General features: G+C 74.1%; 14 protein-coding genes. 12 read left to right on the top strand and 2 right to left on the bottom strand.

What is annotated here, in order from left to right; all coding sequences use genetic code 11:
• Positions 1-153: 153 nt before the first annotated feature.
• Positions 154-2,238, bottom strand: a complete 2,085-nt coding sequence (gene fusA / locus ACFYU9_RS04340; RefSeq protein ID WP_389342246.1) for an elongation factor G — start codon at positions 2,236-2,238, stop codon at positions 154-156.
• Between the two features lie 394 nt (positions 2,239-2,632).
• On the opposite strand from fusA, the gene ACFYU9_RS04335 reads away from it, so the two are divergent.
• From ACFYU9_RS04335 to ACFYU9_RS04280, 12 genes are all read left to right on the top strand, one after another.
• A complete protein-coding gene (locus ACFYU9_RS04335; protein ID WP_389214809.1) occupies positions 2,633-3,004 on the top strand; it encodes a PadR family transcriptional regulator in 372 nt (123 codons plus the stop codon).
• Complete coding sequence (locus tag ACFYU9_RS04330) at positions 3,001-3,561, top strand: HAAS signaling domain-containing protein (protein WP_389342243.1); 561 nt, start codon at positions 3,001-3,003, stop codon at positions 3,559-3,561. The genes ACFYU9_RS04335 and ACFYU9_RS04330 overlap by 4 nt, the downstream gene beginning before the upstream one ends.
• A 387-nt stretch (positions 3,562-3,948) precedes the next feature.
• Entirely contained in the window at positions 3,949-4,536 is a 588-nt protein-coding gene (gene ectA / locus ACFYU9_RS04325; RefSeq protein WP_389214815.1) for a diaminobutyrate acetyltransferase, read from the top strand.
• A gap of 70 nt (positions 4,537-4,606) precedes the next feature.
• On the top strand, positions 4,607-5,902 hold the full coding sequence (ectB, locus tag ACFYU9_RS04320) for a diaminobutyrate--2-oxoglutarate transaminase (RefSeq protein ID WP_389215109.1): 1,296 nt from the start codon (positions 4,607-4,609) through the stop codon (positions 5,900-5,902).
• Between the two features lie 41 nt (positions 5,903-5,943).
• Positions 5,944-6,360, top strand: a complete 417-nt coding sequence (locus ACFYU9_RS04315; protein WP_389214818.1) for an ectoine synthase — start codon at positions 5,944-5,946, stop codon at positions 6,358-6,360.
• A 50-nt stretch (positions 6,361-6,410) separates the two neighbouring features.
• Positions 6,411-7,322, top strand: coding sequence for an ectoine hydroxylase (gene thpD / locus ACFYU9_RS04310; RefSeq protein WP_389342240.1), 912 nt, complete (start codon positions 6,411-6,413; stop codon positions 7,320-7,322).
• Positions 7,323-7,368: 46 nt separating this feature from the next.
• Positions 7,369-8,295, top strand: a complete 927-nt coding sequence (gene ehuB / locus ACFYU9_RS04305) for an ectoine/hydroxyectoine ABC transporter substrate-binding protein EhuB (protein WP_389342237.1) — start codon at positions 7,369-7,371, stop codon at positions 8,293-8,295.
• Positions 8,292-8,984 (top strand): ectoine/hydroxyectoine ABC transporter permease subunit EhuC, encoded by a 693-nt coding sequence (gene ehuC, locus ACFYU9_RS04300; protein ID WP_389342234.1) that lies wholly within the window; start codon positions 8,292-8,294, stop codon positions 8,982-8,984. The genes ehuB and ehuC overlap by 4 nt, the downstream gene beginning before the upstream one ends.
• On the top strand, positions 8,981-9,619 hold the full coding sequence (gene ehuD, locus ACFYU9_RS04295; protein ID WP_389342231.1) for an ectoine/hydroxyectoine ABC transporter permease subunit EhuD: 639 nt from the start codon (positions 8,981-8,983) through the stop codon (positions 9,617-9,619). Before ehuC ends, ehuD begins: the two co-directional genes overlap by 4 nt.
• On the top strand, positions 9,609-10,433 hold the full coding sequence (gene ehuA, locus ACFYU9_RS04290) for an ectoine/hydroxyectoine ABC transporter ATP-binding protein EhuA (protein WP_389342228.1): 825 nt from the start codon (positions 9,609-9,611) through the stop codon (positions 10,431-10,433). Before ehuD ends, ehuA begins: the two co-directional genes overlap by 11 nt.
• Before the next feature lie 302 nt (positions 10,434-10,735).
• Complete coding sequence (locus tag ACFYU9_RS04285) at positions 10,736-12,535, top strand: NAD-binding lipoprotein (RefSeq protein ID WP_389342225.1); 1,800 nt, start codon at positions 10,736-10,738, stop codon at positions 12,533-12,535.
• 100 nt (positions 12,536-12,635) lie between these two features.
• Complete coding sequence (locus ACFYU9_RS04280; RefSeq protein ID WP_389342222.1) at positions 12,636-13,331, top strand: beta-glucanase; 696 nt, start codon at positions 12,636-12,638, stop codon at positions 13,329-13,331.
• Positions 13,332-13,372: 41 nt separating this feature from the next.
• On the opposite strand, the gene ACFYU9_RS04275 is transcribed toward ACFYU9_RS04280, so the two are convergent.
• Positions 13,373-13,906 (bottom strand): HPP family protein, encoded by a 534-nt coding sequence (locus ACFYU9_RS04275; protein ID WP_389214842.1) that lies wholly within the window; start codon positions 13,904-13,906, stop codon positions 13,373-13,375.
• Positions 13,907-13,960 lie beyond the last annotated feature (54 nt).

Genomic DNA, 13,960 nt, shown 5'->3' with positions numbered 1-13,960 from the left:
CCCGCCCGGGCCGCGCGCGACGCCGCCGCCCGGCCCCGCCCGCGCACCCCTCCCCCTTCGTGCATGCATGCCTGCACGCCGGACCCGGCCTCGGCCCCGGCGTACGCCGGGGCTTCGGCCGGCCGCGTCCGGCGGGCCGGGGGCCCGGTCGGGTTATCCGGCCGGGGCATACCCCGCCGGACGGGTCGTGAAGGTGCCGCGGCCCTGGGTGCGGCTGCGCAACCGGGAGGCGTAGCCGAAGAGTTCGGCCAGCGGGACCGTCGCCGTCAGGACCGCCGTGCCGCCACGGGTCGTGGAGCCGGTGACCCGGCCGCGGCGGGCGGCGAGGTCGCCGAGGACCGTGCCGACGGCGTCCTCGGGGACGGTGACCGTGACCTCGGCGACCGGTTCGAGCAGCGTCATCTCGCTCGCCCGGAGCGCCTCGCGCAGGGCGAAGCGGCCGGCCGCGCGGAAGGCGAGCTCGGAGGAGTCCTTCACGTGGGTGGAGCCGTCGGTGAGGGTGACGCGGACTCCGGTCACCCGGTGGCCGCCGAGCGGGCCCTCGGCGAGGGCGTCACGGCAGCCGGCCTCGACCGCGCGGACGAACAGCGGCGGGACGCGGCCGCCGACGACCGCCGAGCGGAAGACGAGGTCCGCCATGTGCTCCTCCTCTCCGAGGGATTCCGCGAGGGGTCCGGCTCCACGGGGATCGGCTCCGCGGGGTTCCGCGAGGGGTTCGACGTCGATGACGACGTGGGCGAACTGGCCCGCGCCGCCGTCCTGTTTGACGTGCCGGTACGTGAGGCCGGTGACGCCCCGGCCGACCGTCTCCCGGTACGCGACGCGGGGCCGGCCGACCACGACGTCGAGGCCGTGGGTCCGGCGCAGCTTCTCCACCGTGACCTCCAGGTGCAGTTCGCCCAGACCGGAGAGCACGGTCTGACCCGACTCGGGGTCGGTGCCGACCACCAGGGACGGATCTTCCTCGGCCAGCCGGGCCAGGCCCGCGGCCAGACGCTCGGTGTCGGTGCCGCGCCGCGCCTCGACGGCCACGGACACGACCGGTTCGGCCCGTTCCGGCGCTTCGAGGGTCACCGGCGCGCCGGGGGCGCAGAGCGTGGCGCCGGACCGGGTGGTCTTGGGGCCGACGACGGCGACGATGTCGCCGGCCCCGGCCAGCGCGGTCTCGGTCGTGCGGTCGGCCTGGACGCGCAGGATGCGGGCGACGCGTTCGGTGCGTCCCGACGCGGTGTCGAGCACGGTGTCCCCCTTTCGGAGCGTTCCCGCGTAGACGCGGAGGTAGGTCATGCGGCCGGTGGGCGTGACGCCCACCTTGAAGGCGAGCGCGGTGAACGGCGCCGCCGGGTCGGCGGGGTGCCGGTCGGGGCGTACGGGTGGCAGGTCGGCGGGCGCGGGCAGATACGCGGTGACGGCGTCGAGCAGCGGTTCCACACCGCGGTTGCGGTAGGCGGAGCCGCACAGCACCACGGTCGCCCCGCCGGAGAGGGTGAGCCCGCGCAGCGCGGCGACCAGCGTCCGCTCGCTCAGCGCGCCCGTGGCGCAGAACTCCTCCAGGGCCTCCGGGTGCAGCTCCGCGACCTGCTCGTCGAGTGCTCGCCGCCGCCGCGCCGCCTCCTCGCGCAGCGCCTCGGGCACGGGCCCCTCGACCGGGCCGGCGCCGGCGGCCGCGCCGTCGGGCCACTCGTACGCCCGCATGCGGATCAGGTCGACGACGCCGGTGAAGGCGTCCTCGCGGCCGAGGGGGAGCTGGACGGGCAGCGGGACGGTGCCGAGCCGGGTGCGGAGCGAGGCCACGGCCGTGTCGAGGTCGGCGCCCGCGCGGTCGAGCTTGTTGACGAACGCGATGCGCGGGACGCCGTGCCGGTCCGCCTGGCGCCACACCGACTCGCTCTGCGGTTCCACCCCCGCGACGCCGTCGAACACGGCGACCGCGCCGTCCAGGACGCGCAGCGCGCGTTCGACCTCGCCCGCGAAGTCGACGTGTCCGGGTGTGTCGATCAGGTTCAGCCGGTGGCCGGCCCACTCGCAGCTGACCGCCGCGGAGAAGATCGTGATGCCGCGGTCGCGCTCCTGCGGGTCGAAGTCGGTGACGGTGGTGCCGTCGTGGACCTCGCCGCGCTTGTGGGTGGCGCCGGTGAGGAAGAGGAACCGCTCGGTGAGGGTGGTCTTGCCGGCGTCGACGTGGGCGAGGATGCCGAGGTTGCGGACGTGGGCGGAGACGGGTGCAGAGGTACGCATGGTGAGGGTCCTTCGCGTGCGATGCGGAAGCAGGGCAGCGCGATTCCCGTGACGAGTCGGCGTACGGATACGGGTACGGATACGTCTACCTGTACGTGTACGGGTACGGGTACGACTTCGTCGCGGGTCAGCGGTGACGGCCGCGCAGCCGGCACCGGGCGGCGCGAGAGGCCAGGATCACGTCGTACCGGGCACGGGAGACGGCGGCGACGGCGGCGGTCGCGACAGCACGCATGGTCGTCTCCCTTCATGGCTCGTGGATGTGACGGTCCGCCGATCCGACGGTCCGTCGGTCCGGCGTTTCGTCCGCGTGAGCGAGTGTAGGGAGACACGGTCCCGCCATGACACCCGTTTTTCCTTGTGGGAAGCCCGCGGTCGAGCTATCTTGCATTACATGGTTCCTGGTGAAGCAAGTAACGAGGCAGGTGGCAAGGTCCCCAGTCAGCTCCGCAAGGGCGTACTGGAGCACTGCGTCCTGGCCCTGCTCAGGGACGGGCCGAGGTACGGCATCGAGCTGCTCGGCGAGCTCTCCGCGGTCAGCGTGATGACCACGAGCCAGGGGACGATCTATCCCCTGCTGTCCCGGCTGCGCCGCGAGGGACTCGTCGACACCGAGCTGCGCGACTCGCCGAGCGGCCCGCCCCGGCGCTACTACACGCTCACCCCGGCCGGCCGGGCGGCCCTGGCCGAGTTCACCCGGGCCTGGCCGCTGTTCCGGGACGCCGTCGACCACTTTCTCAACGAATCGCAGGGGGAACCCTCATGAACACCATCGACCACCCGCTCGCGACCGCCTATCTCGACGCCGTCGCGCGCGAGACGGCCGAGCTGCCCGCCGAGCGCCGGGCCGAGCTCCTGGCGGACCTGCGCGAGCACATCGAGGTCAGCGGCGCCGAGGGCGAGCAGCAGCTGCGCGAGGTCCTCGCCGACCTCGGCGAGCCCCGCACGGTGGCCGCGTCGGCGCTCGCCGAGGAGCCCGTCGCCCCGGCGGCGACGACCGCGGAGCCCCCACGGACCGGGCGCGCCTGGCCCGCCGTGCTGCCGCTCACCGCGGCCGGGCCGCTCTTCCTGTTCAACATGCCGCTGGGCGGTGCGGTGCTGCTGATCGGCCTGTGGCTGCTGTGGAACTCGCCGCTCTGGGACCAGCCGAGCAAGACGATCGGCACGGCCACCGCCGCGGCGCCCCCGGTCGCGGTGCTCTTCGGCAGCTTCCTCCTGGCCGCTCCCCGGATCGGCCCGACGGAGCTGCTGCTCCTCCTCGCGTTCACGCTCGCCGTACCGGCGATCGGCGCCGTCACCCTGCTGCGCGCCGCACGCCGCTAGCGACCGCCGTTCGGCCGCCGACCGCCGGCAACCGGCAAGCGGCAACCAGCACGAAATGGCACATCAAGGCCGGCTCCTTCCCCGCCCGGCGCGGGAAGGAGCCGGCCTTTTCGTCGCGCCCGGAACCCCTACGCCTCACCCCTCACCGTCCGCCCCAAACCAGAAACGCACGGCTTTCGCAGGTCCCTAACAACCCGGTTCACCCCGCGCCGAGCCGTTATCCAGCCGTTACAAACGGGCACTTAGCCCCGTTTTGACCGCGTTTTTCGCGCCACTCCGCCGCTCATTCCCACGCCGGACGGCTCGCGCGACTATCACCCCCCATCCGTCCACCACAACCCCGTCTCGCCAGGAAGTTCACCGACGCGCTCGGTAGCTTCGGCGCCCATGACCACAGCACACGCCACCACTGCGACCACCGGCCTTGACGCCGGTCCGGCCGACGGCCCGGACATCGGCCGGGCCGAGATCACGGACGGCGCCGAGCTCTGGCGGATCGCCCGCGAGTCGGGAGAGCTGGACGTCAACTCGCCCTACAGCTATCTGCTGTGGTGCCGGGACTTCGCCGGGACGACGGCCGTCGCGCGGGACGCGACGGGACGCCCGGTCGGGTTCGTCACCGGCTATCTGCGCCCCGAGGCACCGGGGACGCTGTTCGTCTGGCAGGTCGCCGTGGAGGGTTCGCATCGCGGAACCGGGGTAGCCGGAGCACTGCTCGACTCCCTGTCCGCCCGGGTCGCGGCCGAGCACGGGCTCGTCCGGATCGAGGCGACGGTCACCCCCGGGAACGTGGCCTCCGACCGGATGTTCCGTTCGTTCGCGCGCCGGCACGGCGCCGGGCTGACGCGGGAGGTGCTCTTCCCCGCGGCCGTGTTCCCCGTGCCGGCCGGCACGGGCGAGCAGCAGGCACCTCACGAGCAGCACGAACCGCACGAACCCGAAGTCCTCTACCGCATCGGGCCCCTGACGGCCTGACACCCCTTCCAGCCCACCACACCCGCCACCCGCCACCCGCCACGACACCACTTGCGGAGCACGCGTGACCATCCTCACCACCCCCCTCACCCCTCTCGCCCCGTCCGTCTTCGAGACCGTCGAGTCGGAGGTGCGCAGCTACTGCCGGGCCTGGCCCGTGGTGTTCGAGCGGGCGAGCGGGAGCCGGCTGTACGACGAGCACGGGCGGCCCTTCCTCGACTTCTTCGCCGGTGCCGGATCGCTCAACTACGGCCACAACAACCCGGTGCTGAAGCGGGCGCTGCTCGACTACCTCGCCTCCGACGGCGTGACGCACGGCCTCGACATGTCGACGACCGCCAAACGCGACTTCCTGGAGACCTTCCGCAGCACCGTCCTGGAGCCCCGCGCGCTGCCGTACAAGGTGATGTTCCCGGGCCCCACCGGCACGAACGCCGTCGAGGCCGCGCTGAAGCTCGCCCGCAAGGTCACCGGCCGGGAGACGGTCGTCTCCTTCACCAACGCCTTCCACGGCATGTCGCTCGGCTCGCTCGCCGTCACCGGCAACGCCGCCAAGCGCGCCGGCGCGGGAGTGTCGCTCCCGAACGCCACGCGCATGCCGTACGACCACTACCTCGGCGGCCGGACGCCCGACTTCCTGTGGTTCGAGCGCCTGCTGGACGACCCCGGGTCCGGCATGGACCGGCCGGCGGCCGTGATCGTGGAGACCGTGCAGGGCGAGGGCGGGATCAACGTCGCCCGCGCCGAGTGGCTGCGCGGGCTCGCGGAGCTGTGCCGGCGGCACGAGATGCTGCTGATCGTCGACGACGTGCAGATGGGCTGCGGCCGCACCGGTGACTTCTTCTCCTTCGAGGAGGCGGGCATCACGCCCGACATCGTCACCCTGTCGAAGTCCATCAGCGGCTACGGCCTGCCGATGGCGCTGTGCCTGTTCCGCGACGAGCTCGACGTGTGGCAGCCGGGCGAGCACAACGGCACCTTCCGCGGCAACAACCCGGCCTTCGTCACCGCCACCGCCGCCCTCGACGCGTACTGGCGCGACGGCGCCCTGCGCGACCGCACCCTGGCCCGGGCCGGGCGGATCGAGCGCGCGCTCACGGACCTGTGCGGCGAAGACGACCGCACGGCCCGCTCCGTGCGGGGCCGCGGGCTCGTCTGGGGCCTGGAGTTCGCCGAGCCCGAGCGCGCGGCGGCCGTGTGCCGGCGGGCCTTCGACCTCGGTCTGCTCCTGGAGACCTCGGGACCGCACGACGAGGTGGTGAAGCTGCTGCCGCCGCTCACCGCGACCGACGACGAGCTCGACGAGGGGCTCGGCATCCTCGCCCGGGCCGTGCGCCACGCCGCGGCCGGCCGGGCAGCCGCCTGAGCCTCCGGCCCCCCGATCCCCCGCAACGAAAGAGCCACACCATGATCGTCCGTACCTTCGCCTCGCTCGACGGCACCGAGCGCCACGTCCGCGCCGCCTCCGGCACCTGGGAGAGCAAGCGCATCGTCCTGGCCCGCGAGCGGGTCGGCTTCTCCCTGCACGAGACGGTGCTCTACGCCGGGACCGAGACGTCCATGTGGTACGCCAACCACGTCGAGGCCGTCGTCTGCGTCGAGGGCGAGGCCGAGCTCACCGACCACGAGACGGGCCTCACCTACACCATCGCGCCCGGAACGATGTACCTGCTCGACGGGCACGAGCGGCACACCCTCAAGGTCCGGCGCGACTTCCGCTGCCTCTGCGTCTTCAACCCGCCCGTCACCGGCCGCGAGGACCACGACGAGAACGGCGTCTACCCGCTCCTCACCGAGCCGGACCCCGAGCCCGAGCCGAGCTGACCGCCGCACCGCACCCGATCCGCCCACGAGGAAGGAAGGCAGCCCCACCCATGGCATCCGCCCCCACCCGTCCCATCGACCTCTACCCCACCCGCGGCGCCGAGGAGGTGCTGATCGGCCGCAAGGACCCCGTCGTCTGGTCCGCCCCCGGCACGCCCGGCCCGTTCTGGGCGCGCGAGCTGGAGGACTACGAGCGCGACGGCTTCGTCACCGTCGAGGAGCTGGTGACGCCCGACGAGGTCGCCGGGCTGCGCGCCGAGCTGGACCGGCTCGTGGCCGACCCCGCCGTACGCGAGGACGAGCGGGCGATCGTCGAACCGCACTCGCGGGAGATCCGCTCGGTCTTCGAGGTGCACCGGATGAGCGAGGTCTTCGCCCGGCTCGCCGCCGACCCCCGGGTCGCCGGCCGGGCCCGGCAGATCCTGGGCTCCGAGGTGTACGTCCACCAGTCGCGGGTCAACGTCAAGCCGGGCTTCGGCGCCAGCGGCTTCTACTGGCACTCCGACTTCGAGACCTGGCACGCCGAGGACGGGCTGCCGCAGATGCGGACGGTGTCGGTGTCGATCGCGCTCACCGCCAACCACACCACCAACGGCAGCCTCATGATCATGCCGGGTTCGCACCGCACGTTCCTCAGCTGCGCCGGCGAGACCCCGAAGGACAACTACAAGCGGTCGCTGCGGATGCAGGACGCGGGAACGCCGTCGAACGAGGCGCTGACGACGTTCGCCGACGCGTGCGGGATCCGCCAGTGCACCGGTGCGCCCGGCTCGGCGACCTGGTTCGACTGCAACGCGCTGCACGGCTCGGGCGACAACATCACCCCGTACCCGCGCAGCAACGTCTTCTTCGTCTTCAACAGCGTCGAGAACCGGCCGGAGGCGCCGTTCGCCGCTCCGGTGCGCCGGCCCTCCTTCATCGCCTCGCGCGACTTCGCGCCGGTGGTCTCCCCCGCCGGGTGACCTCGTCCGTCCCTCCCCCCGCCCGCCCCTCCCCGGAAGGACCCTCATGACCCGTGCCCTACACCTCGATCGGCTCGACCGGCGTGGCTTCCTCACTCTGGCCTCCGCCTGCGGGGCCGCCGGAGTACTGACCGCCTGCAGCCGCACCGAGGCGGGCACGGGCGCGCCCAGGGAGGACGCCGGACTGCTCGCCAGGCTGCGCGAGCAGGGCTTCGTCCGGGTCGGGTTCGCCGGTGAGGCGCCGTACGGCTTCCAGGACGGCGACGAGCTGGCGGGCGAGGCGCCGACGCTGCACCGGGAGGTGTTCCGGGCGCTCGGGGTGCGCGAACTGCGTCCGACGCTCACCGAGTTCGGCTCGCTGATACCCGGCCTGCTGGCCGGCCGGTTCGACGTCGTGAGCGCGGGCATGTCGATCACGCCCGAGCGGTGCGCCAAGGTGATCTTCTCCGAGCCCGAGTTCGTCTCCCCGACCGCCCTGATGGTGCCCCGGGGCAATCCGAAGCGGCTGACCGACCTCGCGTCCTGCGCGCGGGCCGGGGCGACGGTGGGCGTGCTGACCGCCGCCGTGGAGGCCTCGTACGCGAAGGCGGCGGGCGTTCCCGACGGTTCGGTGAAGACGCTGGCCAAGCAGCAGGACGGCCTCGACGCGGTGCTCGCCGGGCGCGTCGACGCCTTCGCGCTCACCGGGATCTCGCTGCGCTGGCTGGCCGGGACGAACCAGGGCGCTGCGGTGGAGGTGGCCACCCCGTTCGTGCCGGTCGTGGACGGGGTGAAGCAGTGGAGCGCGGGCGGGGCGGTGTTCCGGCCCGGGGCGCGGTCGCTGCGGGACGCGTTCGACCGCGAGCTCGGGAAGATCACCGCTGATCAGGGGCGCTATGTCGGTCTGATCGGCCGCTACGGCTTCACCCGGAACGAGGCGCCGCCCCGGTCACTGCGCACCGCGGACCTGTGCGCGGGCAAGGGGCCGGCGTGAGCGGCTTCCTGCCCGAGCTGCGGCAGGCGCTGCCGCGGCTCGGCGAGGGGCTGGTCGTGACCGTGGAGGCGACGGTGCTCGGCGCGGCGCTCGCCCTGGTACTGGCGTACGCGCTGGGGCTGATGTCGCGCTCGCGGCGGCTTCCGGTGCGGGGCGCGGCCCGTACGGTCGTCGAGTTCTTCCGGGGCACCTCGCTGTACGTGCAGTTGTTCTGGCTGTTCTTCGCGCTGCCCATCCTGGGCTTCCGGCTCGAACCGCTGGCCTGCGGCGTGGTGGCGCTCGGCCTCAACTACGGGGCGTACGGGGCCGAGGTGGTCCGGGGCGCGGTCGCCGCCGTGCCCCGGGCGCAGCGGGAGGCGGCGGTCGCGCTGGGCATGGGGCCGTGGCTGCGGCTGCGGCGGGTGGTGCTGCCGCAGGCGCACGCGCTGATGGTGGCGCCGTTCAAGAACCTGCTGGTGCAGCTGCTCAAGGCGACGCCGCTGCTGTCGCTGGTCACGGTGCCCGACATCACCTTCGAGATCGACCAGTTGCGGTCGGCGACCGGTGACACGGCGGGCGCGTACCTGGTGCTGCTCGCGGTGTACGGCGTCCTCGCCGCCGTGGTGAGCCTGCTGATGAACGCGCTGGAGCGGGCCGCGCGGGCCCGGCTCGGCGGACCGGGCGGGCTCGGTCAGGGAGGTGGCGCGTGATCTGGGACGGGGACGCGGCCTGGGCCGCGCTGCCGGTCGTCCTCAAGGGCTTCGGGGTCACGCTCGTGGCGACCGTGCTCGGCTTCGCGGTGGCGGCGCTCCTCGGCCTGGTGCTCGCGCTCGTGGGGCGGGCCGCGCCGCGCTGGGTGGCGCTGCCGGTGGGCTGGGCGGCCGCGTTCGTGCGGTCGACGCCGCTGCTGGTGCAGCTGTTCGCGGCCTGGGTGCTCGTGCCGGGTCTGGACGCGCCGGTCCTGGGCGTCCTGGTCCTCGGGGTGCACTACGCGGCGTACCTGGCGGAGGTGTACCGGGCGGGCATCGACTCCGTACCGCGCGGGCAGTGGGAGGCGTGCACGGCGCTGTCGCTGCCGCGGCGGCGGGTGTGGCGGGCGGTGGTGCTGCCGCAGGCGGTGCGCAACGTGCTGCCGCCGCTGGGCAACTACGCGGTCTCCATGTTCAAGGAGACGCCGCTGCTGTCGGTGATCACGGTGCACGAGATGGTGCACGAGGCGAACACGTTCGGCAGCACGCACTTCGCCTATCTGGAGAGTTTCACCCTGGCCGGCGCGGTGTTCCTGCTCGCGAGCTGGCCGACGTCCGTGCTCGTACGACGACTGGAGGCACGCCTTGCCCACTGACACCCACAAGAACGGGGCGGAGGCCGGTACCGAGGCCGTGCGGTTCGAGCGGGTGACCAAGCGCTACGGCGACCAGGTCGTCCTGGACGGTCTCGACCTGACGGTCGGGCGCGGCGAGCGGGTCACCCTGATCGGGCCGAGCGGTTCCGGCAAGACGACCATCCTGCGGCTGCTGATGACCCTGGAGCGGGTCACGGACGGGGTCATCCACGTGGGTGGGCAGCCGTACTCGCACATGCCCGGCGCGGCCTCCGGGGCCGGCGGCGCGGGCGGCGCTCTGGTGCCGGCGAGCGAGCGCTACCTGGCCCGGCGGCGGCGCGGGGTCGGCATGGTCTTCCAGCACTTCAACCTCTTCCCGCACATGACGGTGGTGCAGAACATCGTCGAGGCGCCGGTGCACGTGCTCGGCGAGAGCCGGGAGGAGGCGCACGAGCGGGCCCGGGAGCTGCTCGGCCTGGTCGGTCTCGCCGACAAGGCCGACGACCGGCCGACCCGGCTGTCCGGCGGCCAGCAGCAGCGGGTGGCGATCGCCCGGGCCCTCGCGATGCGGCCGGAGATCCTGCTGCTCGACGAGGTGACGTCGGCGCTCGACCCGGAGCTGGTCGCGGAGGTCCTGGACGTGCTGCGGGACGTCGCGCGCGACACGGACATCACCCTGCTGTGCGTGACGCACGAGATGGGCTTCGCGCGGGACGTCTCCGACCGGATCCTGATGTTCGACAGCGGTTCGGTGGTGGAGTCGGGTCCGGCGGCCGAGCTGCTCGACGCCCCCGCGCACGAACGGACCCGCGCGTTCCTGAGCGCGGTGCGCTGAGGTCCGCGCGCCCGGGGATTCGCCCCGCGTCGAACACCCACCACCCGTTCCTGTGCACGAAAGGATGAACGCGGGTCGACGTCGGCGTTTCGCCGCCGGGTCGGCGCCACCCTGCTGACGTGCGTAAAGAGCGCGAGATCACCGTGCCGCGGCAAGGCGGTCCGGTGGCGGTGGGGAAGTCGGTGGGGCCCGGGCGCCGGACCGGGCGGGGACGTCCGGCGCGGCCGGCGGCGGCGCGGCGGCGTCGGGTGAGCCGCCGGGACCGCTTGCGGTACTGGGTGGACCGGGCCGTGGTGCGCGGGATGACCGCGCTCGTCGGCTGGCTGGCGCTGGTGTGCCTCGCGGTGGTGGCGCCCGCGAGCACGCTGCTCGTGTGGACCGACACGCGGGCTCCGGCCACCTTCGGCGGCAAGGCGGCGGCGGTGTGGCGCAGCGTCGGGCAGACGCTGCGGCTCGGCGGCGAGGTCGGACCGCCGCTGCGGATCGTGCTGTCGTTACTGCTCGCGCTGGTGGCCCTGCTGTACGTCTCCACGCTCGTCGGCATCATCACCACCGCGCTCACCGACCGGCTGACGGAGCTTCAGCGCGGCCACTCCACGGTGGTGGAGCACGGCCACACGGTCGTCCTCGGCTGGTCCGAGCAGGCCCCGACGGTCATTGCCGAGGTGGTCGCCGCCCATGCGCAGCGGCGGGCCGGCGCGGTCGCGGTGCTCGCCGAGCGGGACATCACCGAGATGGACGCGGAGCTGCGCGCGGGTCTGGCGGCCGGCTCCCGCCGGACGCGGCTGCTGTGCCGCGGCGGCCGCCCGGCCGATCCCGTGGCGCTCGCCCGGGTCGCACCCGCCACGGCCGGGGCGGTGGTGGTCCTGCCGCCGGACGGCCCCGACAGCGGCGCGCAGGTGGTCAAGGCGCTGCTCGCGCTGCGGGCCGCGCTGGACGAGGACGACGGCGCCGACGGGGGTGCGGTCCGGGTGGTGGCCGCGGTCCGCGGCCACCACCACCGCGCCGCCGCCGCGCTCGCCGCCGGCCCGGACGCCACGGTCCTGGACGTGGACGACATCGCGGCCCGCCTGCTCGTCCAGTGCGTCCACCAGCCGGGCCTGTCGCTCGTCCTGGAGGACCTGCTCGACTTCGCGGGCGCCGAACTGCACACCCTGCACGAACCCGGGCTCGCCGGGCGGCGGTTCGGCTCGCTGCGGACCGGCTGCGCCGAGGCGTGCGCGGTGGGGATCGTACGGGCCGGTGGCGCGCTCGTCCTCAACCCGCCGCCGGAGACGGAGCTGGGCCCCGGCGACGGCCTGGTCGCGGTCGCAGAGGACGGCCGCGCGCGGGCGCTCGGCGGCGCCGTGCCGGTGGTCGACGCCACGGTGATCACGGCCGGCCCGCGGCCCCGTACGCTCCACCCGGGCCGGGTGGTGATGCTCGGCTGGAACCGGCGCGCCGCGCGGGTCGTGCAGCTGCTCGTCCGGGGCGGGGTGCCCGGGTCGACGGTGGACGTGATCGCGGCGGAGGCGCCCGGGGGCGGGGTTCCGGTGCTGTTCCATCGCGCCGATCCGCTGACGGAGGCGGCGCTCCGCCAGGTCGACGGCCGCTACGACCATGTCGTCGTCCTCGGTCCGGACCGTGCCCCGGACCTCGACGGGCCGGACGACCGGACCCTCGTCACGCTGCTCCATCTGCGGGCCCACGAGGCGCGGACCGGCCGGACGCTCCCGCTCGTCGCCGAGCTGGCCGACGCCCGCAACCGGCCCATCGCCCCGGTCGGCCCAGGCGCGGACGTGGTGGTGAGCGGGCGGCTCGTCGGCCTGCTCATGGCCCAGATCTCCCAGAACGGCCATCTCGCGGCGGCGTTCGAGGAGCTCTTCGGGGCCGGCGGCGCCTCCGTGCGGCTGCGGCCCGCGGGCGACTTCGTCCTGAGCGGCGCCGAGACGACGTTCGCGACGGTCGTGGCGGCTGCCGGCCGGCACGGCGCGTGCGCCATCGGCTACCGCTCGGCGGCCGGGGTCCGGCTCAACCCGCCGAAGCGAGCGGTGCGGTGCTGGGGTGACGGGGACGAGGTCGTCGTGGTCGAGGCGGAGCCGGCCGCGCCGCAACCCCGGTGACGAGTTCTCGACAAGGAGTGAGCCCTTCCGCATTCGGCGGGGCCACGCGGGCAGAACGCCCCCGACGCATGACGTGCGGGCGACGACATGAGGAGCACCCATGACGACGTGGCCTCCGGCCGACGAGCCGGTCTTCACCGCGGACTTCGACTCCCGGGAGCAGTGGACCGCGGGGCGCTCCTGGGCGTATCCGGGCGGCGGTCCGGTCAACCCGGGCGACAACAAGCTCGACTACCTGAGCGAGGATCCCGCCTACAGCGCCGGGGGCGTCTTCCGCGCGACCCTCCGCCCGGACGGCAGGTGGGACACCGGCCTCCTGACGACCCAGGACGCTCCCCAGGGCTTCGAACTGCGCACCGGAGACACCCTGGAGGCGCGGGTGCGGCTGCCCGAGGTCACCGGCGCCTGGCCGGCGATCTGGACCTGGCGGGACGGCGGGAGCGAGGTCGACGTCTTCGAGTACCACCCGGACAACCCCGACCTCCTCGAACTGTCCAACCACGTCCGCGGCGCCTCCCACTACCACCGCTCCCCCTCCGTGAGCCCCGGTGCCTGGATCCGTCTGCGCACCGAGTTCGGCGCCCGCTCGGTGGTCTGGTGGCTCGACGACGCCGAGATCTTCGCGGACGGCCGCGGCGTCGGCCGCAACTGGCGCGCCGACCTCATCGTGAACCTCTCGGTCTGCGCCGGCCGCTACCACCCGGCGCCGCCCCCGCAGGCGGTGGAGATGTCGTACGAGGTGAGCGACCTGCGCGTGTACCGCTCGGCGGGAGGCGGCTGGCCGGGCTGGCCGTGACGGTCCGAGCGGCCGGCGCCCGCCCCTGACCGCGGCCGGGGTCACCACCAGTAGGCGGGGTACTTCGGCGCGCCGCGGCGGATGCGGGAGACGGCGAACTCCATGAGGACCAGCAGCAGCGTCGCGCCGAAGAGCAGCGGGACGAAGCGGGCCGGGGCCGGCGACTGCAGGACGATGACCACGGCCGTGGCGCAGGCCGGGGAGTGCGGGGTGCGGGCCAGGTGCGTCAGGGCCAGCGTGACGCCGGCGGCGACGGCCGCGGCCCAGGCGGTGGGGCCGGCCAGGGCCAGGGTGGCGTAGCCCGCGGCGGCGGCGAGGAGGTGGCCGATGACGACGCTGCGCGGCTGGGCGAGCGGCGCGGTCGGGGCGCTGTGGACGAGGGCGGCGCTCGCGGCCAGCGGGGGTATGAGGACCGGCTCGTGGATGGCCGCGCCGATGGCGACGAGCCCGAGCAGGACGACCGTGACGGCGCTCACGCTGTGGAAGGCGGCGGCCGGCTCCGGGCGGGCCGGGGCGCGGCCGGTCATCCGGGGCTTGGCCGTAGTGGTCTCGGGGGCTGCGGTGTCGGTGCTCATGGTGATGTGAGGTGTTTCCGGGGGAGGGATCGGGAGGGCAGGCGTACGGACCCT

It is taken from the genome of Streptomyces sp. NPDC004327, from assembly GCF_042873935.1.
Taxonomy (GTDB): domain Bacteria; phylum Actinomycetota; class Actinomycetes; order Streptomycetales; family Streptomycetaceae; genus Streptomyces.
The sequence above is the reverse complement of the archived record's forward strand: the minus strand, read 5'-3'. Positions and strand labels throughout refer to the sequence as shown.